General features: G+C 74.7%; 16 protein-coding genes. 14 read left to right on the plus strand and 2 right to left on the minus strand.

Translation table 11 applies throughout. The annotated features are described in order from the left end of the window. Nucleotides 1-97: 97 nt before the first annotated feature. The 4 genes from ACIQVZ_RS34675 (at nt 98) to ACIQVZ_RS34690 (ending at nt 4,360) form a co-directional block, all read left to right on the plus strand. Complete coding sequence (locus ACIQVZ_RS34675) at nt 98-1,402, plus strand: M50 family metallopeptidase (RefSeq protein WP_402455645.1); 1,305 nt, start codon at nt 98-100, stop codon at nt 1,400-1,402. 143 nt (nt 1,403-1,545) lie between these two features. Then, nucleotides 1,546-2,706, plus strand: a complete 1,161-nt coding sequence (gene ispG, locus ACIQVZ_RS34680) for a flavodoxin-dependent (E)-4-hydroxy-3-methylbut-2-enyl-diphosphate synthase (protein ID WP_063347631.1) — start codon at nt 1,546-1,548, stop codon at nt 2,704-2,706. Between the two features lie 157 nt (nt 2,707-2,863). Continuing rightward, entirely contained in the window at nt 2,864-3,739 is an 876-nt protein-coding gene (locus tag ACIQVZ_RS34685; RefSeq protein WP_350885688.1) for a GNAT family N-acetyltransferase, read from the plus strand. A gap of 69 nt (nt 3,740-3,808) precedes the next feature. Next, on the plus strand, nt 3,809-4,360 hold the full coding sequence (locus tag ACIQVZ_RS34690) for a GNAT family N-acetyltransferase (RefSeq protein WP_063347629.1): 552 nt from the start codon (nt 3,809-3,811) through the stop codon (nt 4,358-4,360). Nucleotides 4,361-4,377: 17 nt separating this feature from the next. Here the strand turns inward: ACIQVZ_RS34690 and ACIQVZ_RS34695 are convergent, their stop codons facing one another. Next, nucleotides 4,378-5,301, minus strand: a complete 924-nt coding sequence (locus ACIQVZ_RS34695; protein WP_402455648.1) for an aminoglycoside phosphotransferase family protein — start codon at nt 5,299-5,301, stop codon at nt 4,378-4,380. An 87-nt stretch (nt 5,302-5,388) separates the two neighbouring features. Further along, the gene (locus tag ACIQVZ_RS34700) at nt 5,389-5,823 is read right to left on the minus strand and encodes a ferritin-like domain-containing protein (RefSeq protein WP_402455688.1); all 435 of its coding nucleotides are present in this window, start codon (nt 5,821-5,823) and stop codon (nt 5,389-5,391) included. Between the two features lie 977 nt (nt 5,824-6,800). Here ACIQVZ_RS34700 and rimP point away from each other — a divergent pair. The 10 genes from rimP (at nt 6,801) to ACIQVZ_RS34750 (ending at nt 20,282) form a co-directional block, all read left to right on the plus strand. After that, on the plus strand, nt 6,801-7,355 hold the full coding sequence (gene rimP, locus ACIQVZ_RS34705; protein WP_350885651.1) for a ribosome maturation factor RimP: 555 nt from the start codon (nt 6,801-6,803) through the stop codon (nt 7,353-7,355). Between the two features lie 57 nt (nt 7,356-7,412). Further along, nucleotides 7,413-8,423, plus strand: a complete 1,011-nt coding sequence (nusA, locus tag ACIQVZ_RS34710; RefSeq protein WP_063347626.1) for a transcription termination factor NusA — start codon at nt 7,413-7,415, stop codon at nt 8,421-8,423. 145 nt (nt 8,424-8,568) lie between these two features. Then, nucleotides 8,569-8,817 carry a YlxR family protein gene (locus ACIQVZ_RS34715; protein WP_350885654.1) on the plus strand — a complete coding sequence of 83 codons (249 nt, stop codon included), beginning with the start codon at nt 8,569-8,571 and terminating at the stop codon, nt 8,815-8,817. A gap of 249 nt (nt 8,818-9,066) precedes the next feature. Beyond that, nucleotides 9,067-12,261 carry a translation initiation factor IF-2 gene (gene infB, locus ACIQVZ_RS34720; protein ID WP_402455651.1) on the plus strand — a complete coding sequence of 1,065 codons (3,195 nt, stop codon included), beginning with the start codon at nt 9,067-9,069 and terminating at the stop codon, nt 12,259-12,261. Nucleotides 12,262-12,403: 142 nt separating this feature from the next. Next, nucleotides 12,404-12,700 (plus strand): DUF503 domain-containing protein, encoded by a 297-nt coding sequence (locus ACIQVZ_RS34725; protein WP_063347622.1) that lies wholly within the window; start codon nt 12,404-12,406, stop codon nt 12,698-12,700. A gap of 153 nt (nt 12,701-12,853) precedes the next feature. Continuing rightward, nucleotides 12,854-13,294, plus strand: a complete 441-nt coding sequence (rbfA, locus tag ACIQVZ_RS34730; RefSeq protein WP_350885658.1) for a 30S ribosome-binding factor RbfA — start codon at nt 12,854-12,856, stop codon at nt 13,292-13,294. A 2-nt stretch (nt 13,295-13,296) separates the two neighbouring features. Then, entirely contained in the window at nt 13,297-14,400 is a 1,104-nt protein-coding gene (locus ACIQVZ_RS34735) for a bifunctional oligoribonuclease/PAP phosphatase NrnA (RefSeq protein WP_380346383.1), read from the plus strand. A gap of 34 nt (nt 14,401-14,434) precedes the next feature. Then, a complete protein-coding gene (truB, locus tag ACIQVZ_RS34740) occupies nt 14,435-15,364 on the plus strand; it encodes a tRNA pseudouridine(55) synthase TruB (protein WP_350885662.1) in 930 nt (309 codons plus the stop codon). A gap of 287 nt (nt 15,365-15,651) precedes the next feature. Beyond that, nucleotides 15,652-19,272 (plus strand): serine protease, encoded by a 3,621-nt coding sequence (locus tag ACIQVZ_RS34745; protein WP_402455654.1) that lies wholly within the window; start codon nt 15,652-15,654, stop codon nt 19,270-19,272. Nucleotides 19,273-19,337: 65 nt separating this feature from the next. Beyond that, entirely contained in the window at nt 19,338-20,282 is a 945-nt protein-coding gene (locus tag ACIQVZ_RS34750; protein WP_402455655.1) for a bifunctional riboflavin kinase/FAD synthetase, read from the plus strand. The last annotated feature ends 50 nt before the right edge of the window (nt 20,283-20,332 follow it).

Consider the following 20,332-nt stretch of genomic DNA (forward strand, 5'->3'; position numbering starts at 1 on the left):
GCCGTTTCCGGCCGGGTGCACCCGTTCCGGGTGTCCGGCCGGGCGTGACTGCGGTAAGACAAGACGACGAGCGGAGCGGCATGACGGAGGGCCAGCGGTGGCAATGGTTTTGACGGTGGTCGGCATCCTGGTCTTCGCGGTCGGGTTGCTCGTCTCGATCGCCTGGCACGAGCTCGGCCACCTCTCGACGGCCAAGCTGTTCGGCATCCGGGTGCCGCAGTACATGGTCGGCTTCGGCCCGACCGTCTGGTCGCGGAAGAAGGGCGAGACCGAGTACGGCTTCAAGGCGATCCCGCTGGGCGGCTACATCCGGATGATCGGGATGTTCCCGCCGGGTGCGGACGGCCGGATCACCAAGCGCAGCAGTTCCCCCTGGCGCACCATGATCGAGGACGCCCGGGAGGCCTCCTACGAGGAGCTCCAGGAGGGCGACGAGCACCGGCTGTTCTACACCCGCAAGCCGTGGAAGCGCGTCATCGTCATGTTCGCCGGGCCGTTCATGAACCTGGTCCTGGCCTTCGGCCTGTTCCTGACGGTCCTGATGGGCTTCGGCGTCTCGACGTCGGTGCCGACCATCGGCTCGGTCGCCCAGTGCGTGGTCAAGGCCGGTTCGCCGACCGACGTGTGCCCCGCGGACGCGCCCAAGACCCCCGCCAACGAGGTGGGGCTGCGGCAGGGGGACAAGGTCCTCTCCTTCGGCGGCGACCGGATCCGCGACTACGACCAGCTCCAGGCGGACATCCGGAAGTCGGCCGGCCAGCAGGTCGAGATCCTGGTCGACCGGGGCGGGCAGCAACTCGTCCTCAAGCCCGTCATCGCCGTCAACGACGTGCAGAAGTACGACGGCAACGGCGTGCCGCTCAAGGGCCAGACCGTGCAGGCCGGCTTCCTCGGCTTCACCCCCAAGCAGGGGGTCGTCCGGCAGAGCTTCGGGCAGTCCCTGGACCGGATGGTCGGCATGGCCGAGAACGGGGTGAAGTCGCTGGCCGCGCTGCCCGGCAAGATCCCCGGTCTGTGGAACGCCGTCGTCGGGGACTCCCCGCGTGACCCGGACTCGCCGATCGGCATGGTCGGCGCCGCCCGGGTCAGCGGTGAACTGGTGAGCATGGACCTGCCCGCCAGTCAGCGGGTGGCGATGTTCGTCAACCTGCTCGCCGGGATCAACCTCTCGCTCTTCCTGTTCAACATGCTGCCGCTGCTCCCGCTGGACGGCGGCCACATCGCGGGCGCGGTCTGGGAATCGGTCCGCCGCCGATTCGCTCAAATGTTCAAGCGGCCCGATCCCGGCCCCTTCGACGTCGCCAAGCTGATGCCGGTGGCGTACGTCGTGGCCAGCGTCTTCATCGGCTTCACCCTGCTGGTGATGGTCGCCGACCTGGTGAACCCGGTGAAGCTCAGCTAGAGCGTTCGGGTACGGCGGGTGTGCTGGGGTCCGGCGCCGTGCCGTACCGTGGAGGCCGGGTGCGCGATCGAGGCGCGCCCGGCCTCGGCCGTCCCACTGGCCGGGCGGTCGACCACACCTCAACCCCGGGGAACCCTGCGCACATGACCGCGATCTCGCTCGGTATTCCGTCCCTGCCGCTCAAGCCGCTCGCCAAGCGCCGTGTATCCCGGCAGATCATGGTCGGCAACGTGCCGGTCGGCGGTGACGCTCCCGTCTCGGTGCAGTCGATGACCACCACCGTGACCGCGGACATCAACGCCACGCTGCAGCAGATCGCCGAGCTCACCGCGTCCGGGTGCCAGATCGTCCGGGTCGCCGTCCCCACCCAGGACGACGCCGACGCGCTGCCGATCATCGCCAAGAAGTCCCACATCCCGGTGATCGCCGACATCCACTTCCAGCCGAAGTACGTCTTCGCCGCGATCGACGCCGGCTGCGCCGCGGTCCGCGTCAACCCGGGCAACATCAAGGCCTTCGACGACAAGGTCGGCGAGATCGCCAAGGCCGCCCGGGGCGCCGGCGTGCCGATCCGGATCGGCGTCAACGCCGGCTCGCTCGACAAGCGCCTGCTGGAGAAGTACGGCCGTGCCACCCCCGAGGCGCTGGTCGAGTCCGCGCTCTGGGAGTGCTCGCTGTTCGAGGAGCACGACTTCCGCGACATCAAGATCTCGGTCAAGCACAACGACCCGGTCGTGATGATCAACGCCTACCGCCAGCTGGCCGCCGCCTGCGACTACCCGCTGCACCTCGGCGTCACCGAGGCCGGCCCGGCGTTCCAGGGCACCATCAAGTCCGCGGTGGCCTTCGGCGCGCTGCTCGCCGAGGGCATCGGCGACACCATCCGGGTCTCCCTCTCGGCCCCGCCGGCCGAGGAGATCAAGGTCGGCAACCAGATCCTGGAGTCGCTCGGCCTGCGCCAGCGCGGCCTGGAGATCGTCTCCTGCCCGTCCTGCGGCCGCGCCCAGGTCGACGTCTACAAGCTGGCCGAGGAGGTCACCGCCGGCCTGGAGGGCATGGAGGTGCCGCTGCGCGTCGCCGTCATGGGCTGCGTCGTGAACGGCCCCGGCGAGGCCCGCGAGGCCGACCTCGGCGTCGCCTCCGGCAACGGCAAGGGCCAGATCTTCGTCAAGGGCGAGGTCATCAAGACCGTCCCCGAGTCGAAGATCGTCGAGACCCTGATCGAGGAGGCGCTCAAGCTCGCCGAGCAGATGCAGGAGGCGGGCGTCGAGGCCGGTACGCCGACCGTCGTCGCGGCCGACTGACCGCGCAGGGGCCGCGCGGTGCGCCGCGCGCAGTCTTCCGGAAGCGGGGCCGTCCGTTCGCGGACGGCCCCGCGGCCGTAGCCGGGTGGGGGCACGGAGTAGGGTGCGGCCAGATTCGTCTCAGTGAGGTGCTGTCTCGATGCTCGATCGAGGTGTGATGCTCCCCGGCTCGTTCCAGGCCGCCCGGGCCCTGGCCACCACCCGCGTGTTGGAGCCCCCCGACCTCGCGGACGCCTTGGAGATCCTCCACCGCGACCCGGTCGCCAACTCCTTCGTCGCCACCCGGGTCGAGGCCGTCGGCCTGGACCCCTGGCGGCTCGGCGGCGAGATGTGGGGCTGGTACGACGGGGACGGCGCCCTCGCCGCGCTCTGCTACGCCGGGGCCAACCTCGTCCTGGTCGACGCCGGGCCGGAGGCCGTCGCCGCCTTCGCCGAGCGGGCCCGTCGGCAGGGTCGCCGCTGCTCCTCGATCGTCGGCCCGGCCGGGGCCACCGCCGCCTTCTGGGCGCTGCTGGAACGCAGTTGGGGCCCGGCCCGCGAAGTCCGCGCCCACCAGCCGCTGTTGGCCACCGCCGTGCCCTCCGCCGAGATCGCGCCGGACCCGCTGGTGCGGCGGGTGCGGCGGGAGGAGATCGACGCGCTGATGCCCGCCTGCGTGGCGATGTTCACCGAGGAGGTCGGGGTCTCCCCGCTGGCCGGCGACGGCGGCCTGCTCTACCAGGCCCGGGTCGCCGAACTCGTCTCCGCCGGGCGGTCGTTCGCGCGTTTCACCGAGGACGGCGAGGTCGTCTTCAAGGCCGAGATCGGCGCCGTCACCGAGGGCGCCTGCCAGGTCCAGGGCGTCTGGGTCGCCCCCGGGTACCGGGGCCGGGGCCTCTCCGAGACCGGCATGGCCGCCGTCCTCGACCTCGCGCTGCGCGAGATCGCCCCGGTGGTCTCGCTCTACGTCAACGACTTCAACCTGCGGGCCCGGGCCGCCTACCGGCGGGTCGGCTTCCGCGAGGTCGGCGCGTTCATGAGCGTGCTGTTCTGAGCCCGCCCCCGGGAGTTCGGTTCCGATCTTCGCCCGCACGGGCGGCCCACGGGTAGTAACGTCCGAGGCATGGATCAGCTGACCGGGGTGACGATCGAGGCCATCGACCTTGCGGCCTGGGCGCCGCAGGCGCTGGAGGTCCAGGCGGTGGCGTTCGGCCTGACGGCCGAGGAGGTCGCCGTCCGGCTGCACATCGTCGGCCGGCACGCCCACCAGCCCGGGGTGATCGCGCTCGGCGCGATGAGCGGCGGCCGACTGGTCGGCTTCGGCTACGGGATGCCCAACCAGCGCGACCACTGGTGGAGCACGGTGATCGAGCCCTACCTGGACGCGCGCGGCCACGACGCCTGGCTGGACGACGTGTTCGCCGTCACCGAGCTGCACGTGCTGCCCGAGTACCAGGGCCAGGGCGTCGGCTCCCGGCTGATCCGCACCCTCTGCGAGCGCTCCGGGCTGGAGCGCAGCATCCTCTCCGCGATCGACGCGGAGACCCCCGCCCGGCGGCTCTACCGGGCGCTCGGCTACCAGGACCTCGCCCGTGCGGTGCGCTTTCCCGCCACGGACCGGCTGTACGCGGTGATGGGGGCCCGGCTTCCGCTGCGCGGGCCGGGCGAGGCGTAGGGCCCCCGGGGCTCGCGCTACAGCGCCCCGGCGAACTCCAGGTAGAGCTCGGCGTCCTCCCGGCGGCCGGCCGCCAGGGCCCGCAGGGCGAGGTCGACGGCCCGGAGCAGCGTCCAGCCGCGCAGCCGTTCCCGGTCCACCTCCAGCGCGTCCGCGAGCTGGTGCAGTCGGCGGCGGACGGCCGCGGCCACGCCGGGGGAGCCGACCAGGGTGTCCGCCCGGTCCAGCGCCAGCCGGGCCAGGTCGAAGGCGCGCTCACCGGCCAGCGGGCGCGGGTCGATCGCCAGCCAGGGCGCCCGGTCGGCGGCGAGCACGTTGCCGTGGTGGAAGTCCCCGTGGAGCAGGAAGGTCTCGGCGGCGGAGTCGGCCAGGCCGTCGGCGGTGTCCAGCGCCTCGGCGATCAGGGGTTCGGCCTCGGCGGCGCCGGGCAGGGCGCGGTGCCCGCGCAGCCGTTCCGCGGTGTCGGCGGTCCGGGCCGCGAGGGTCGGGAACGGGTGGCCCTCGGGCAGGGGGCTCCAGAGCCGGTGCAGCAGGCTGGTCGCCTCCAGCATCGCCTTCGCCTCGGCGAGCGAGCGCAGCGGGATGTCGCCGTGCAGCCGCTCCAGCAGCAGCACGCCCTCGGCGGGGTCGGCGTCCAGCAGCAGGACGGCCCCGCGCCCGGCCCAGTGGGCGAGCGCCGCGTGCTCCAGCGCGGTCTCGGGGGTCCGCAGGCCGGTCTTGAGGACGGCGGGGGAGAGGTCGTCGCGGTGGACGTAGGCGACCAGGCTCAGGCTGCCGCCGGGGTCGAGCACCCGTTCCAGGGTGAGGTCCCAGCGCGCCAGGTGGGCGGCCACCCGCGCGGGCAGCCCGGCCAGCCACTGCCGGCCCGGTTCGCCCTCGCTCGCCGCGACGCCGCGCGCCAGCCAGGCGGGGACGGTGATCTGCGGTGCTGCTCCCGACATGCCGACCTTCCGGTTGACGCTCCCCCGTTGGTGTTACCCGTCCATTGTCGGCCATGAACGGGAAACCGCAGGTCAGCGCCGCGGGCTCTAGGGAGTGGTGGCCGAGGGGGTGGGGAGGGGCTCGGGGATGCCGGGGAAGGCGGGGTCGGCCGCGCCCCAGCGGTGGGCGCGCAGGGCGCTGTCGCGCAGGGCGTCGGCGGCGGTGCCCCGTTGGGGGCCGGGGACGGCGGCGACCAGGTCGGCGTAGACGGCGGTGAGCCGGGTTTCGAGGTGGGCGGCGAGCTTGGTGGCGCCGGCCGCGTCGGTGACGGCGAACGGGAGCTGGTAGCCGGCGGCCGCGGCCGCCGGGGTGGCGCCGAGCGAGCCGATCAGCCGCTGCCAGGCGTCCCGCCGGGCTTCGTGGGCGGCGTAGGCGGTGCGGGCGTCGGTGCGCTGCTGGTCCTCGGGGAGCCGGGCGCCGACCACGCCGTAGCCGTAGACGGCGGCGTGTTCGGCGCCGAGGGCGCCTTGGAGGGCGGTCACCGCCGCGGTGGCGGTGGGGTCGGCCGACGGGCCGGCGGAGGGGGAAGCGGTGGGCTGGTCGCTCGGGGGCGCGGTCGATGCCTCGGTGGGGGTGGCGGCGGCCGGGGGCGGGGCGACCAGCGGGGTGGTGTCGCCGAGGGCGACGGCGTGCAGCACGTCGGAGGCGGCGACCGAGGCGAGCAGCCGGGCCAGTGGCGGCCGGGCCGCGGCCAGGTCGGCGAGGCGGGCCTGGGCGGTCTGCCGTTCGAGTGCGGCGAGCGCGGCGGGGGTGCCGACCGGCGTTCCGCTCGGCGCCCCACTCGCTGTGCCGCTCGCTGTCCCGCTCGGCGGTGCGCTCGGTGTCCCGCCCGGGCTGGTCGAGGGTGCGGCCGGGGGGACGGAGGCGGCCGGCAGCCCGTAGGCGAGGGCGGCGCGGTGCTGGGCCACCTCGGCCCGCAGCGGCTGCAGCACGGCGGTCTGGGCGCCGCCCGGGCCGGCGAGCAGCGCGTCGTAGCCGGCCAGCAGGGTGTCGGTGGCGGCGATCGAGCGCAGGATGACCGGTTCGTCCGGGTTCGGCAGCGGGCCGCGGTTGCCGGGAGCGGCGTCGCCGCCGTGGGAGCCGGTGCAGGCGGCGAGGGCGGTGAGGGCGAGCAGCCCGAGAGCCAGGAACGTCCGTCGGCTGGGCGGCTGCATGGGTGTCACTCCGGGGCGTGTGCGGGAGGGCGGCCTCCCCGCCTGCCCTTCGTAGGCGTGAATGATTACAGAATCCCCACGATTCCGGGCGGGGATTCGGATCCCGGGACGCCCCGGGAGCGGGTGTGAGCTTGCTCGCAGTGGGTGGCGTGCGCCCGGTCGGACGTGGTCCGGAATCGGTGGTTCGCGGCTTCACCGGCTAGGCTTTGGGCCGAGCTGCCGTGACCCGGTGTGCGCCGGACCGGCGCCGGAGGGCGCGGAGCGACCTTCTGACAACAGCAGACGCGGCCGAGGAGTCCACCCGGATGAGCACCACCCACACCGACCGGCTGCGCGCGTTGCTGGAGCCGCTGGCCGTGCAGGCCGGTCTGGACCTGGAGGACGTCAAGGTCACCAAGGCCGGCAGCCGCCGCCAGGTGCAGATCGACGTCGACACCGACGGCGGCGTGGACATGGACGCCATCGCCGAGTTCAGCCGGGTGGTCGGTGAGGCTCTGGACGAGTCGGACCTGATGGGCGACGAGCCCTACCTGCTGGAGGTCGGTTCGCCGGGCGCCGAGCGTTCGCTGGACCTGCCCCGGCACTGGCGTCGCGCGGAGGGCCGACTGGCCAAGATCCACCTGGTCGACGGCGGGGAGATCGTCGCCCGGGTGCTGGAGGCGGACGAGGACGGCGCGCTGGTCGAGGTGCAGCCGGTGAAGGGCCGCGGCCGTCCGAAGGAGCGCCGGCTGGCGTACGCCGAGGTGGACCGGGCGCGCGTGCAGGTCGAGTTCAACCGCAAGGACGACAAGCTCCTCGACGAGGCCGCGGACTACGCGGACGACGACGCCTCCGAGGAGGGGGACGACGGTGCGCTGTGACCTGCGCACCGCCCGGACCATGACGAACGTGACGAAAAAAGACGAGGAGGCGTAGCCGTGGACATCGACATGAGTGCCCTGCGCACGCTGGTCAACGAGAAGAACATCCCCTTCGACCTGCTGGTCGAGTCCATCGAGTCCGCCCTCCTCACCGCGTACCACCGCACCGAGGGCTCGCGCCGCCGCGCCCGGGTGCACCTGGACCGCAAGTCCGGCCACGTCACCGTGTGGGCGACGGAGGACCCGGCCGAGCTGGACGAGGGCGTCGAGCCCAAGGAGTTCGACGACACCCCGAACGGCTTCGGCCGGATCGCGTCCAGCATCGGCATCCAGGTGATGATGCAGCGCCTGCGCGACGCCGCCGACGACCAGACCTTCGGTGAGTACGCGGGCAAGGAGGGCGACATCGTCACCGGTGTCGTCCAGCAGGGCAACGACCCGAAGAACGTGCTGGTCGACATCGGCAAGCTGGAGGCCATCCTGCCGCCGCAGGAGCAGGTCCCGGGCGAGGACTACCGGCACGGCACCCGGCTGAAGTGCTACGTCGTGGCGGTGCGCCGCGGTGTGCGCGGGGCCTCGGTGACGCTGTCGCGCACGCACCCGAGCCTGGTGAAGAAGCTGTTCGCGCTGGAGGTCCCGGAGATCGCGGACGGCAGCGTGGAGATCGCCGCGATCGCCCGTGAGGCCGGCCACCGCACCAAGATCGCGGTCTGGTCGCGCCGGGCCGGGCTGAACGCCAAGGGCGCCTGCATCGGCCCGATGGGCAGCCGGGTGCGCGCGGTGATGGGCGAGCTGCACGGCGAGAAGATCGACATCGTCGACTGGTCGGAGGACCCCCGGGAGATGGTCGCCGCGGCGCTGTCCCCCGCACGGGTGACCAGCGTGGAGATCGTCGACCTGGCGCAGCGGTCCGCCCGGGTGATCGTGCCGGACTACCAGCTGTCGCTGGCGATCGGCAAGGAGGGGCAGAACGCCCGCCTCGCCGCCCGCCTCACCGGCTGGCGGATCGACATCCGGCCGGACACCGAGGGCCAGCCCGAGGACGGCGGTCGGGACACCGACCGCTGAGTGCGGCGCTGACCGGCCGTTCGCCCCGTCAAAGCCCCCCGCCGTTCCGCCCGGGATCGGCGGGGCGGCGCCATGTCCCTTCGGAGGGGTAGACTTGCCTTCGTCTGGCCGGACGCACGTCCGAGCACGCCCGGAACGCACCTGCGTGGGCTGCCGCAAGCGAGCGGCCAAGCACCAGCTGTTGCGTGTCACGGCGGTCGAGGGCGTCTGCGTCCCCGACCCCCGTGGCGCACTGCCGGGCCGGGGCGCTCACCTGCACCCCGATCCGGCCTGCCTCGACCTCGCGGTCCGCCGTCGGGCGTTTCCCCGGGCCTTCCGCCTCCAGGGGACGCTCGACACGGAGCGGCTCCGCGAGTTCATCGGGGAGCGGACCGTCGACACCCCGGAGCCCTGAGTCCCTCAGGCCGCCCGGTGGGGCGACGCCCGTGACGGCCGCCGCTCAGTGCGGCGGGAGAACCACCGCAACAAGCACGGTTCGCGGGCAGCCGCGTGCCGTGCCACCAGTCAGGTACCTCGCGATGTGGAAGTAGGTCGAGATTGCGATGAGCTCTCGATGAGTACGCGATGAGTACGCGATGGGTACGCCCATGAAGTAGCGACGGTCCGGCGGACGAGACACCCCGGACTCATAGACAGGAGTGAAGTGGCTAAGGTCCGGGTTTATGAACTCGCCAAGGAGCTTGGCTTGGAGAGCAAGGCCGTCATGGCCAAGCTCACCGAGCTCGGCGAGTTCGTCCGTTCGGCGTCCTCGACGATCGAGGCGCCGGTCGTACGCAAGCTGACTGACGCGCTTGGTGTGGCCCCCACCGGTGGTGGTTCCGCTGCCAAGCCGGGCCCGCGCAAGAGCGCGGCGCCCCAGCCCGCGGGTGGTTCCGCCGCCGCGGGTGCACCCAAGCCGGGTGCTCCGACCCCGGGTCCGCGCCCCAGCGCGACCCCTGGTCCCCGTCCCACCCCGGCCGCGGCTCCCGCGGCCCCTGCGGCCCAGGCCGCGCCCGCCGCCCCGGCGGCCCCCGCCGCCGCGAAGCCGGCGGGTGGCCCGACCCCGGGCCCGCGCCCGGCGGCGCGTCCCGCCGCTCCGGCGGCCCCGGCCGCGCCCGCGGCCGAGTTCTCCTCGCCGGCTCCGGCCGGTGACACCCCGCGTCAGGCTTCGTCGGCCCCGCAGGCCCCGCAGGCCTCGCGTCCGGCCGGTCCCGCCGCCGGCGGTGCCCGTCCGGGCCCGCGTCCGGCCGGCCCGCGTCCGGGCAACAACCCGTTCACCTCGGGCAGCGCGACCGGTATGGCCCGCCCCGGCGACCGCCGTCAGGGCGCGCCGGGTGCGCGTCCGGCCGGTCAGGGCGCCCCGGGCGGCGACCGTCCGCGTCCGGGTGGCGACCGTCCGCGTCCCGCCGGTGCTCCCGGTGCCGACCGTGGCGCCCCGCGTCCGGGTGGCGACCGTCCGCGTCCCGCCGGTGCTCCCGGCGCTGACCGTGGCGCCCCGCGTCCGGGTGGCGACCGTCCGCGTCCCGCCGGTGCTCCCGGTGCCGACCGTGGCGCCCCGCGTCCGGGTGGCGACCGTCCGCGTCCCGACGGCATGCCGCGTCCGGCCGGCCCGCGCCCCGGCGCCCCGTCCCCGTCCGGCATGCCGCGCCCGAACCCGGGCATGATGCCGCAGCGTCCGGCTCCGGGCCCGCGTCCGGGCCCCGGCGGCCGTGGCCCCGGTGGCCCCGGTGGCCGTCCGGGTGGTCCGGGTGCCGGTGGCGCCCGTCCGGGCTTCCAGGGTCGTCCGGCCGGTCCGGGCTCGCGTCCGGCCGGTGGCGGCGGCTTCGGCGGTCCGCGTCCCGGTGGCGGTGCCCCCGGTGGCGGCGGCGGCTTCGGCCCGCGTCCCGGTGGTTTCGGTGGTCGTCCCGGCGGCCCGGGTGCCCGTGGTGGCACGCAGGGCGCCTTCGGTCGTGGCCCGGGCGGTCGCCCGGCGCGTGGCCGCAAGTCGAAGCGGGCGAAGCGCCAGGAGTACGAGGCCATGCAGGCCCCGTCCGTCGGCGGTGTGATGCTGCCTCGCGGCAACGGCCAGACCGTTCGCCTGTCGAGCGGCGCCTCGCTGATGGACTTCGCGGAGAAGATCAACGCCAACCCGGCCGCGCTCGTCTCCGTCATGTTCAACCTCGGTGAGATGGTCACCGCGACGCAGTCGGTCTCCGACGCGACCCTCGAGCTGCTGGCCGGCGAGATGGGCTTCATCCTGGAGATCGTCAGCCGCGACGACGAGGACCGCGAGCTGCTGGAGTCGTTCGACATCGACTTCGGTGCGAACGAGGGCGACGAGGACCAGCTGGCCCCGCGCCCGCCGGTCGTCACCGTCATGGGTCACGTCGACCACGGTAAGACCCGCCTGCTGGACGCCATCCGCAAGTCCAACGTGGTGGCCGGCGAGGCCGGTGGCATCACCCAGCACATCGGTGCCTACCAGGTCGTCACCGAGGTGAACGGCGAGCAGCGCCCGATCACCTTCCTCGACACCCCGGGTCACGAGGCGTTCTCCGCCATGCGTGCCCGTGGTGCCAAGTCCACCGACATCGCGATCCTGGTGGTCGCGGCCAACGACGGTGTCATGCCGCAGACGGTCGAGGCGCTGAACCACGCCAAGGCCGCGGGTGTGCCGATCGTGGTCGCCGTCAACAAGATCGACGTCGAGGGCGCGGACCCGACCAAGGTCCGTGGTCAGCTGACCGAGTTCGGTCTGGTGGCCGAGGAGTACGGCGGCGACACCATGTTCGTCGACATCTCCGCGCGCCAGGGCCTCAACATCGAGCAGCTGCTGGAGGCCGTGGTCCTCACCGCGGACGCCTCGCTCGACCTGCGGGCCAACCCCGAGCAGGACGCGCAGGGTATCGCCATCGAGGCCCACCTCGACAAGGGCCGCGGCGCCATGGCGACCGTGCTCGTGCAGCGCGGTACCCTCCGCGTCGGTGACTCGATCGTGGTCGGCGACGCCTACGGCCGCGTCCGCGCGATGCTGGACGAGAACGGCAACAGCCTCGCCGAGGCCGGCCCGTCCCGCCCGGTGCTGCTGCTCGGTCTGACCTCGGTGCCCCGCGCCGGCGACAGCTTCATCGTCGTCGACGAGGACCGCACCGCCCGTCAGATCGCCGAGAAGCGCTCGGCCCGCGACCGCAACGCCGCCTTCGCGCAGCGTCGGGTCCGGGTGTCCCTGGAGGACCTGGACAAGGCCATCGCCGCCGGCGAGATCGAGCAGCTCAACCTCATCATCAAGGGTGACGTCTCCGGTTCGGTCGAGGCCCTCGAGGACGCCCTCGTCAAGCTGGACGTGGGCGAGGAGGTCGAGCTCCGCATCCTGCACCGCGGTGTGGGTGCGATCACCGAGTCCGACGTCAACCTGGCGATGGGTTCGGACGCCATCATCATCGGCTTCAACGTGCGCGCCGAAGGCCGTGCGCGTACCGCGGCCGACAAGGAAGGCGTGGACGTCCGGTACTACTCGGTCATCTACCAGGCGATCGAGGAGATCGAGAACGCCCTCAAGGGCATGCTCAAGCCCGAGTACGAGGAGGTGCGCCTCGGCTCCGCGGAGATCCGCGAGGTGTTCCGCTCCTCCAAGTTCGGCAACATCGCGGGTGTCATCGTCCGCGAGGGCCTGCTGCGCCGCAACGCCAAGGCCCGCCTCATCCGCGACGGCAAGGTCGTGGCGGAGAGCCTCACCATCGAGGGTCTGCGCCGCTTCAAGGACGACGCGACCGAGGTCCGCGAGGGCTTCGAGGCCGGTGTCACCCTGGGGTCGTTCAACGACATCAAGGTCGAGGACATCATCGAGACCTACGAGATGCGCGAGAAGCCGCGTTCGTAGTCGGTGAAAGCCGGGGCCGGTCGACGGGTGGTATTTCCGTCGACCGGCCCCGGTCTCGCTGTGTAGGGTCCGGGGTAGTTCACCCGCAGCCCGGTTCCGGGTTGCCCCCCGAGGCCTTCCAGGTCGGCGAGACCTGTCATACATGTTCGTGGGAACACTCACCTTCGACCTGCTGCTGGGCGACGTCCACTCGCTCAAGGAGAAGCGTTCGATCGTGCGGCCCATCGTGGCCGAACTGCAGCGCAAGTACAGCGTGTGCGCTGCCGAGACCGGGAACCAGGATCTGCACCGCAGGGCCGAGATCGGCCTCGCGGTGGTGGCCGGCGATGCCGGGTACGTCACCGAGATCCTGGACAGCTGTGAGCGGTTGGTCGCCGGCCGCCCCGAGGTGCAGCTCCTCTCCGCGAGGAGGAGGTACCACAACGACGACGACGAATGAGAGCCGTGGAGACGGTCGGCGGAAGTCGCCGTTCTCACACGGATCAGGACCCAGAGCGCCCGCAAGGCCGGGCGCGGGCCGGTACTTTGGGGCGTGGGCCCCGAAGGGTGCGTAGCTCACCCGAATGCCGGACCCACTGCACGAGGAGGCAACGTGACCGACACCGCAAGGGCGCGCAAGCTCGCCGACCGCATCCAGGTGGTCGTCGCCCAGACCCTGGAGCGGCGGATCAAGGACCCGCGACTGGGGTTCGTGACCATCACCGACACCCGGGTGACCGGGGACCTGCGCGAGGCCACCGTCTTCTACACCGTCTTCGGCGACGAGACCGAGCGCGAGGCCACGGCCGCCGCGCTGGAGAGCGCCAAGGGCGTCATCCGCTCCGAGGTCGGCAAGATCGGGGTGCGCTTCACCCCGACGCTGACCTTCGTCGCGGACGCGCTGCCGGACAACGCCCGGAACATCGACGACCTGCTCGACCGGGCCAAGGCCATCGACGCGGCGGTGCGCACCACCGCCGCGGGCGCGACCTACGCCGGCGAGGCGGACCCGTACAAGGTTCCGGCGGCCGAGCGTGACGACGAGGACGAGTAGTCATGGCGGGTGAGCCGGCGAAGGCCGCCTCGCGAGCCGGTTCGACCACGGGGGCGTCTTCCACCAGCACGGTGGAGGACGCCCTCGTGGCGCTCCCGGGGCCGCGCACCGAGGAGAGCGGTTTCGAGCTGCTCTGGCAGCAGGTGGTGGCGGAGATCGGGCGGGCCCGTTCGATCGACCTGATCTGCCACATCTGCCCGGACGGCGACGCCCTGGGCTCCTCGCTGGCGGCCGCGCTGGCGCTGCGCGGGCTCGGCAAGCGGGTGCGGGTCTCCTTCGGCGACGACCCGCAGATCGTGCCCGAGTCGCTGGCCTTCCTGCCCGGCCAGGAGCTGATCGTGCCGGCCGCCGAGGTGCCGGACGTCCCCGAGCTGGTGCTCTGCTTCGACGTGGCCGCGGAGAGCCGGCTCGGCCTGCTGCACGGCAAGGCCTTCGCCGCGCCGGTGCTGGTGGTGATCGACCACCACGCCTCCAATCCGGGCTTCGGCACCCACCAGCTGATCGACCCGACCGCGCCGGCCACCGCCGTCCTGGTCGACGAACTGCTGCGCCGGCTCGGCGTCGAACTCGACCAGGACCTGGCCACCTGCCTGTACACCGGCGTCGCCACCGACACCGGTTCGTTCAAGTACCGGGCCACCACGCCCGCCACCCACGAACTCGCCGGGCGGCTGCTGGCCACCGGCATCCGGCACGACCTGATCTCCCGGCAGCTGTGGGACACCTCCTCCTTCGGCTACCTCAAGGTGCTCGCGGGCGCGCTCGACCGGGCCGTCTACGAGCCGGACGCGGCCGGCGGGCTGGGCCTGGTGTGGACCTGGGTGCCGTACCAGGACCTGGTGCTGTTCAGCGTCACGGTCGAGGAGATCGAGGGGCTGATCGACATCCTGCGCCGCCCGGCCGAGGCCGAGGTGGCGCTGGTGCTCAAGCAGGACCCGGACGGCACGCTGCGGGGCTCCTCGCGTTCCAAGGGCGCGGTGGACGTCGCCGCCGCCTGCGCCGAGCTGGGTGGCGGCGGGCACGTCTTCGCGGCCGGGTTCAGCGCCCGGGAGGACGTGGCCGCGGTGGTCGAACGGTTCCGGAGCGCGCTGCGACCGGTACGTTGATCATCTCTTGACCGCTTTTTAGAGAAAGAACTTGATGAAGCGCAAAGGCACCGGCCCGGACGGCCTGGTGATCGTCGACAAGCCCGAGGGCATCACCTCCCACGGGGTCGTCGCCAAGCTGCGATGGCTGGCCGGGACGCGGAAGGTCGGGCACGCCGGCACGCTCGACCCGATGGCCACCGGCGTACTGGTGATCGGCGTCGAGCGGGCCACCCGGCTGCTCGGCCACCTGATGCTCACCGCCAAGACGTACGAGGCGACCATCCGGCTCGGCCAGACCACCGTCACCGACGACCGGGAGGGCGAGGTCACCGCGTCCGCTCCGGCCGACGCGGTGACCAGGGAGGCGATCGACGCCGGGATCGCCGCGCTCACCGGCGAGATCATGCAGGTGCCCTCCAAGGTCAGCGCGATCAAGATCGACGGCAAGCGGTCGTACGCGCGGGTGCGCGAGGGCGAGGACTTCGAGCTCGCGGCCCGGCCCACCACGATCCACTCCTTCACCGTGCACGGGCAGCGCGCGGCGCTCGCCGAGGACGGCACGCCGGTGATCGACCTGGACGTGACCGTCGAGTGCTCCTCCGGCACCTACATCCGGGCGCTGGCCCGCGACCTGGGCGCCGGGCTCGGCGTCGGCGGCCACCTCACCGCGCTGCGGCGCACCAGGGTCGGGCCGTACTCGGTGGAGTCGGCGCACACCCTGGAGCAGCTGGAGGCCGCGGTCACCGGCGAGTCCCCGACGGGGCTGCAGGTGCTGCCGATCGGGGAGGCCGCGGCCGCCGCCTTCCCGCGCTGGGACCTGGACGAGTCGGCGGCGGAGAAGCTGTCGCACGGCGCCCGGCTCAAGGCGCCCGGGCTGGGCGTGGACGGGCCGATCGCGGTGTTCGGGCCGGACGGGCGCTTCCTCGCGCTGGTCGAGGAGACGGGCGGGCAGGCGAAGCCGGTCGCGGTCTTCGTCGGCTGACGCCCCGCAGCGCACGCGCAACCCCCGTCGGGAGTCGGGGGTTTCGCCCGTTCGGGGGGTGTACCGGGAGGTGCTTCGCTCGTTCGGGGGTGTTCCGGCGAGGTGCGGGGGTTCGTTCCGGCGGGGTAGGCGTCACCCGCCCGGGGGAGCGCGCGAGGTGAACGCCCGTGGTGAGCGGCGCAGGCGCGGTGGGGCCGCCTCCCTGGCGGGCAGGCTCCCCGGCGGCGAGCAGGTCGCCGTGACGAGCCCGCCCCCGGGCCGTCCGGCCTGCGGGGAGGGCAGTGCGAATGCCGGGATTCCTGGACGGCGACGGCATGGCGGGAGACCCGGGGCGGTACCTGCTGCGGATTCGCGACCTCAACGGGCGACTGCACGGCTTAGGGTTCGTCGCCGACCCGCAGGGCACCGTCCTCACCGCCCACGAGAGCGTCACCGGCCTGGACCGGATCGTCCTGCACACCCCCGGCGGGCAGACCAGGGTGCTGGGCCCTGACGCCGTACTGCCGTTGCCCGAGCACGGGCTCGCCCTGCTGCGCACCGACGCGGTCGGCGGGCTGCCCGTGCCGCCGCTGCCCGTCGCGGCCCTCGGGGCCGGGCGCGAGGTGTTGCTGCCCGCGCTGGCCGGCGAGGACGGGCGGGTGGTGGCGCTGCGCTGCGGTCTGCTCGGTGCCGCCGGGGCCGGGTGCGGCGGGGTCGGCGGGGTGCTGCTGCTCGACCCGCCGGTGGTCGCCGGCGTCGCGGTGCCGGCCGGTTCGCCGGTGCTGGACGCCCGCAGCGGCGCCGTGGTGGCCCTGGCCGTGCCCGCGCTGCGCCGGCCGCAGCACGGCGGCGCGCTCCCGGCGGTGCCGGCCGGCGGCGGCGCGGTCGCGGTCGCCCCGGTGCTGGCCGAACTGCTGGCGCGCAACGGCGCGGCCGTGCCCGGCTACGGGCCCGCGCTCAACCTGGCCGGCGTGCTGCGGCTGACCGCCGCCCAGCTGGCCGCCGCCGGAGCCGGCCCGGACCGGGTCGCCGGGCTCGCCGCCGACCGCGTCGACCGGCCCGACGGACTGGCCGGGGACGAGCCGCAGGCCACCGTCACCGCCCTGGTCGGCGCCCCCGGCAGCGGGCGCTCCACCGAACTCGCGGCCCTCGCCGCCCGCCGCGCCGGCGGCGCCCGGCCGCTGCCCACCCTCTGGCTGCGCGGCGCCGACCTGCGCGCCGAGGACCGCTCGCTCGCCGCCCCGGTGGAACGGGCCCTGGCCGCCGTCGCGGCCGAGCTGGGCATCCCGGCGCCCGCGCCGGAACCGGTGGCGGCACTGTGCGCGGCGGCCGGGCGGCCGCTGCTGGTGATCCTGGACGGCCCCGAGGAGGCCCCGGCGCCGCTGGACCCGCGCTGGCTGCGCGGCGCGGGGGACTGGCTGACCGGCTGCGGGGCGCGGCTGCTGACCGCCTGCGGCGAGGAGGCCTGGGTGCGGCTGGCGGCCGAGAAGTGGGGCAGCGGCACCGGCCCCGCCCGGTACCCGGACCCGCCGGAGCCAGGCGGCGACCTGGCCAGCGCCCCCACCGTCCGGATGGACGGCGGCGGCCCCGGCGCCCCCAGCCTCGCCGGGCACCGGCTCGGCCCGCTCCCCGCCGAGGCGGCCGAGCGGGTGCGCCGCCGCTACGGGCTGCCGCCGGGCTGGCCGGCCGACGCCGACGCGCGGCACCCGCTGGCCGTCCGGCTGGCCGGCGAGCTGTGGGCGGAGGGCCTGCGCGGGGAGCCGGCCCGCCGGGGCGAACTGTTCGCCGCCTACCTGGACCTGCGCTGCCTGCGGGTGGCCGGGCGGCTGGCCGAGGACGGCCGGCAGCGCCGCCCGGGCGCCCACCGCCGGAGCTCCGCCCGCCCGGCCGGGCCCTCCCACGGGCGGGTGCGGCGGCTGGCGGCCGCGGTGGCCGGACGGGTGCACGAGGCGGCCCGGCGGATGCTCGGCGCCGGGCCGGGCGGGCTGGGCCGGGCCGCCTTCGAGGAGCTGTTCCCGGCGACGGGCGGCTGGGCCACGGCCGTCCTCGCCGAGGGCCTGTTCGTCCCGGCCGGGCCCGGATTCCGGTTCGCGCACGGGGAGTTCGCGGACTGGCTGCAGGGCCTGCACCTGGACCTGGACGCCGCGCTGCGGCTGCTGCTCGGCGAGGCCGCGGACACGCCCTCCTCACCCGCGAACGGACTGGAGGGCGCGCCTGCTCAGGGCCCCCCGCGCAGCGTTCCCCGGCACCGGATCGGCCCGGTCGCCGCCGCGCTGCGCCGACTGGCCGAGACCTGGGGCGCACCCGCCCTGGACCCGTGGCTGCACCGGCTCTGGCGCGCCCTGGACCTGCGCCCGCCCGGCAGCGAACCGGCCTGGTGGGCGGGCCGGCTGCTCACCGCCGGGCTGGCCGCCAGCCCCGATCCGTCCGAACACCTGGCGCTGCTCGACCAGTTGGCCGGTCGGATCGCCGAACGGGCGGTCGCCGAGGGCGGGTTGGACGTTCTCCCGGCCGACGGACTCGGCGCGTTCGGCCCGGCGTTCTGGACCGGCCTCGGCCTGCCCGCCGAGGCCGAACTCGCCCTGCTGCGACGCCTGGTGGCCGCCGACGGGCCCGGGCAGCCGTTCCTCGGCGCGGTGGCCGAGCGGCTGCGCGCCGCCCCCGTCGCGGTGTTCCCGCTGCTCTGCGCCTGGTTCGACGATCCGCGCGGCCTGCCCGGCCGCCCCGGGCACACCGTCGCCGACCTCGCCCACGACCTGCTGCACGCCCACCGCCGGCTCGCCCTGGACGAGTTGGCCGACGCCCTGGCCGACGCCGCGCACCCGAGAGCGGACGCGCTGCTCACCGTGCTCGCCGCCGAGGAGCCCTCCGCGCTCTGCCGGGCGGTGGACCGCTGGAGCCACGACGGGCGGCCCGAGCGGCACGTCGCCGCCGCCGTGCACGCCCTGCACGCCGCCCCGCACGCCGTCGGCGCCGCCGCCGGACTGCTGCGGTTCACCGCGCTGACCCTGCTCGCCCGCGAGGACGAACCGGGCCTGCACGGCGCCGCCCTCGCCCTGCTGGTCGGCGACCCGGCGACCAGGGCCGAGCACCTCCCCGCCGCGCTGGCCCTGCACCGGGCGGGCGGCGACGCCTTCCTCACCCCCAGGGCGCTGGCCCCCGCCCTGGAGAGCGACCCGGAACCCGTCCTGGCCGCGCTCGCCGACCGGCTGGCGGTCCCCGGCGCGGCCGCCGCCGAGACCCTGCGGATGCTCGCCGACGCCCGCACCCCGGTGGCCACCCGGCGGGGCGCCGAACTGGCCGCCCGGCTGCTGCGCGAGCACCCGGCACTGGCCGGCCCGGTCGCCGTCGACTACCTGGGCCGCCGCCTGGAGCGAGCCGCGACCGGCGGCCCGGCCGCCCGGCTGGAGCTGCGGGTGCTGCTCGGCGGCGCGCTGGCCGCCCGGACGGCGGGCGTGCGGCGGCCGTTCGCCCAGGTGCTGTCCGTCCCGGTGGCCGACCCGGCGGCGGACGCGCTGCGCTGCGAACTGCTGGACACCCTGCTCGCCATCGAGACCGACCCGGCGGTGCTGACCGCGGCCGTGGAGCGGCTGGCCGAGCACTGCGCGGCCGAGAATCCGGCCCGGGCCCGCGCGGTGCTGGCCCGGGCGACGCCCGCCCTGCCGGGCGCGGACGAACTGCTGGTGCGCTGGGCCGGTCGCTCGGCGGCGTTCGCGCAGTTGCTCGTCCAGTGGCCGCGGGACGCCGCCCCGACCGCGCCGGACGGGCCCGGGCTGGCCCGGATGCGGGCCCTGGCGGCCGCCGGCCGCGACCCGCAGTACGCGGCCGCCGAGGCCGAGCGGACCGCGCCCGGGCGGGCCGTGAACCCGCCGGTGCGCCCAACCCGTATTCCGGTGCCGGAGCAGGAGCAGGCGCATGGCACGCTATAGGGGTTCGGGTTTGAGCGTTTGAGCGTACAGAGGGTACGCGCCGTACGGAACAAGGAGCGGTCAGGGTGCAGCGCTGGCGTGGCCTGGAGGAGATCCCCGCTGACTGGGGACGCAGCGTCGTCACCATCGGCTCGTTCGACGGGGTGCACCGCGGGCATCAGCTGATCATCGGTCGGGCGGTCGAGCGGGCCCGCGAGCTCGGTCTCCCCGCGGTGGTGGTGACCTTCGACCCGCACCCGCGCGAGGTCATCCGCCCGGGCAGCCACCCGCCGCTGCTCGCCCCGCAGGCGCGCCGCGCCGAGCTGATCGCGGGCCTCGGCGTGGACGCGGTGCTGGTGCTGCCGTTCACCCCGGAGCTGTCCCAGGAGTCGCCGGAGACCTTCGTCCAGCAGGTCCTGGTCGACGCCCTGCACGCCCGGGCCGTCATCGAGGGCCCCAACTTCCGCTTCGGGCACCGGGCCGCCGGGGACGTCGCGCTGCTCGGCGAGCTGGGCCGCTCGGCCGGCTTCGACGTCGACGTCGTCGACCTCCAGGTGAGCGGCGCCGCCGGGGCCGGCGAGCCGTTCTCCTCCACCCTGACCCGGCGGCTGGTCGAGACCGGCGACATGGCCGGCGCCGGCGAGGTGCTGGGCCGCCCGCACCGGGTCGAGGGCGTGGTGGTGCGCGGCGCGCAGCGCGGCCGCGAGCTCGGCTACCCCACCGCCAACGTCGAGACCGTGCCGCACAGCGCGATCCCGGCCGACGGCGTGTACGCGGGCTGGCTGACCGCCGACGGCGAGCGCATGCCCGCCGCCATCTCGGTCGGCACCAACCCGACCTTCGACGGCACCGCCCGCACCGTCGAGGCGTACGCCATCGACCGGGTCGGCCTGGACCTGTACGGGCTGCACGTGGCCGTGGACTTCCTGGCCTACCTGCGCGGGATGGAGAAGTTCGACTCCATCGACGCGCTGCTCGACCGGATGGCCGACGACGTCAAGCAGGCCCGCGAGCTGACCGACGGCGTCTGAGCACCGCCGCAGCACGGGGAAGGGCCCGCCTGGTCGGCGGGCCCTTCGGC

It is taken from the genome of Kitasatospora sp. NPDC098663 (assembly GCF_044760075.1).
GTDB lineage: Bacteria > Actinomycetota > Actinomycetes > Streptomycetales > Streptomycetaceae > Kitasatospora.